Source organism: Streptomyces sp. SPB074, assembly GCF_000154905.1.
GTDB lineage: Bacteria > Actinomycetota > Actinomycetes > Streptomycetales > Streptomycetaceae > Streptomyces.
The window spans coordinates 6,109,165-6,111,544 of record NZ_GG770539.1 but is presented as its reverse complement, the minus strand read 5'-3'; the positions used below and the strand labels follow the sequence as shown (position 1 = coordinate 6,111,544).

At 72.4% G+C, this 2,380-nt stretch carries 3 protein-coding genes; all 3 read left to right on the top strand.

Annotated elements, in window-relative coordinates; all coding sequences use genetic code 11:
* The coding region (locus SSBG_RS25935) for a glycerophosphodiester phosphodiesterase family protein (protein WP_267880271.1) at positions 1-260 on the top strand (260 nt) is incomplete at its 5' end.
* A 31-nt stretch (positions 261-291) separates the two neighbouring features.
* Positions 292-1,677 carry an MFS transporter gene (locus SSBG_RS25930; protein WP_008749016.1) on the top strand — a complete coding sequence of 462 codons (1,386 nt, stop codon included), beginning with the start codon at positions 292-294 and terminating at the stop codon, positions 1,675-1,677.
* Positions 1,678-1,974: 297 nt separating this feature from the next.
* Positions 1,975-2,349: an RNA polymerase-binding protein RbpA gene (locus SSBG_RS25925; RefSeq protein WP_008749015.1), complete on the top strand. Its 375-nt coding sequence runs from the start codon at positions 1,975-1,977 to the stop codon at positions 2,347-2,349.
* Positions 2,350-2,380: the final 31 nt, after the last annotated feature.

The following is a 2,380-nucleotide window of genomic DNA, read 5'->3' as shown; positions in this document are numbered from 1 at the left end:
GCTCCTGGGGACTGCCCTGCGTGCCGCCGCGCGGGGCGCTCGCGGCGCAGGTGCCGGCGCGGCACGGGCGGCTCACGGTGGTCGACCGCGCCTTCGTGCGGAGCGCGCACGCGCGCGGGCTCCAGGTGCACGTGTGGACGGTGAACGAGGAGGCGGAGATGGAACGCCTCCTGGACCTCGGGGTTGATGGCATCATGACCGACCACATCGAGGCGCTGCGCACGGTGCTGCGGGCCCGGGGGCGATGGCCGGGAGCCTGAGTCCGCGTGCGGGACGAGGCGAGGGAGCGGGATGGGCGCGGACGCGGGGGCGGCGGTCGCCGCCGGGGCGGCGGACGAGGCGGGGGCGCGGCGGCGGGAGCAGCGCGGCTGGTACTTCTACGACTGGGCCTGCTCGGTGTACTCGACCAGCGTGCTCACGGTCTTCCTCGGCCCGTACCTCACCGAGGTGGCGAAGAGCGCGGCGGACGCGGACGGATACGTGCACCCGCTGGGCCTGCCGGTGCGGGCCGGGTCGTTCTTCGCGTACAGCGTCTCGCTCTCGGTGATCGTCTCGGTCCTGGTGATGCCGCTCGCGGGGGCGCTCGCCGACCGTACGGGCCGCAAGAAGCCCTTGCTGGGGGCCGCCGCCTACCTCGGCGCGGCGGCGGCGGCCGGGATGTTCTTCCTGGACGGGGACCGCTATCTGCTCGGCGGGGTGCTGCTCGTCGTCGCCAACGCCTCGATCGCGGTCTCGACGGTCGTCTACAACGCGTTCCTGCCGCAGATCGCCGCGCCGCAGGAGCGCGACGCGGTCTCCTCGCGCGGCTGGGCCTTCGGGTACGCGGCGGGGGCGCTCGTCCTCGTCTTCGACCTGGTCCTCTACCTCGGGCACGACTCCTTCGGCGTGAGCGAGTCGACGGCGGTGCGGATCTGCCTGTCCTCGGCCGGGCTGTGGTGGGGCGTGTTCACGCTCGTCCCGCTGCGGCGGCTGCGCGAGCGCCCGGCGGCGGGGGCGGGCGCCAACGCCGTGGGCGGGAGCTGGCGGCAGCTCGGCGCGACGCTCAAGGACATGCGCGCCCGGCCGGTGACGCTGTGGTTCCTGCTCGCGTACCTCCTCTACAACGACGGCATCCAGACGGTCATCTCGCAGGCCTCCGTCTTCGGCTCCGAGGAACTGGGCCTGAGCCAGTCCACGCTCATCGTCGCGATCCTGCTCGTGCAGGTGGTCGCCGTGGCCGGGGCGCTCGGGATGGGGCGGCTCGCGCTGCGGTACGGGACGAAGCGGACGGTGCTCGCCTCGCTCGGCGCGTGGACGCTCATCGTGGCCTGCGGCTACTTCCTGCCCGCCGGGGCGCCCGCGTGGTTCTTCGTCCTCGCCGCCGGGATCGGGCTGATCATGGGCGGCAGCCAGGCGCTCTCGCGCTCGCTCTTCTCGCACCTGGTCCCGGCGGGCAAGGAGGCCGAGTACTTCTCCGCGTACGAGATGAGCGACCGGGGCATGAGCTGGCTCGGCCCGCTGCTCTTCGGGCTCACGTACCAGGTCACGGGGAGCTACCGGGACGCGATCATCTCGCTGGTCGTCTTCTTCGTGCTCGGTTTCGGCGTACTGCTGCGGGTGCCGCTCGCGCGGGGGATGCGCGAGGCGGGGAACACCGTCCCCGCGGGCGTGGAGGGCGGGGCCCGGTCCCTGGCCTGACCTGCCGCGCCGCCGCCCGCGCGGATTTCGCACGGGGGCACGAAGGGCGGTAGTGTACGCGTTTGACCATTCGGACGTACCGTTCCCGCCGCCCGCGCACCGCGAGGGCGGACCGGGGAATCGCGGTGCGTACCTCGCCAGATGTGACAAAGCGGGCACTGGTGGGTAGAAATGGGGCGGCTACGACGGCGACGCTCTGACCCCGCACGGGAATCTTCACCGCCGACCGGACGTTGACCGGATGACGACGACAGCGACGACTGTTCTGTGGGCGAGCAAGCCCGGGAGGCACGATTCATGAGTGAGCGAGCGCTTCGCGGCACACGCCTTGTGGTGACCAGCTACGAGACGGACCGCGGCATCGACCTGGCCCCGCGCCAGGCCGTCGAGTACGCATGTCAGAACGGACACCGCTTCGAGATGCCGTTCTCGGTCGAGGCGGAGATCCCCGCGGAGTGGGAGTGCAAGGTGTGCGGCGCACAGGCACTCCTCGTGGACGGGGACGGGCCGGAGGAGAAGAAGACCAAGCCCGCGCGCACGCACTGGGACATGCTCATGGAGCGGCGTACGCGGGAGGAGCTGGAGGAGGTCCTGGCCGAGCGCCTGGCCGTCCTGCGCTCCGGTGCGATGAACATCGCGGTGCACCCGCGCGACAGCCGCAAGTCCGCCTGAGCCGTCGGCGGGCGGCTCCTCGCGAGCACGG

Excerpts from the sequence above, each read along its gene's own strand:
- SSBG_RS25930 (WP_008749016.1), top strand. The coding sequence starts at position 292 with ATGGGCGCGGACGCGGGGGCGGCGGTCGCCGCCGGGGCGGCGGACGAG.
- SSBG_RS25925 (WP_008749015.1), top strand. The coding sequence starts at position 1,975 with ATGAGTGAGCGAGCGCTTCGCGGCACACGCCTTGTGGTGACCAGCTAC.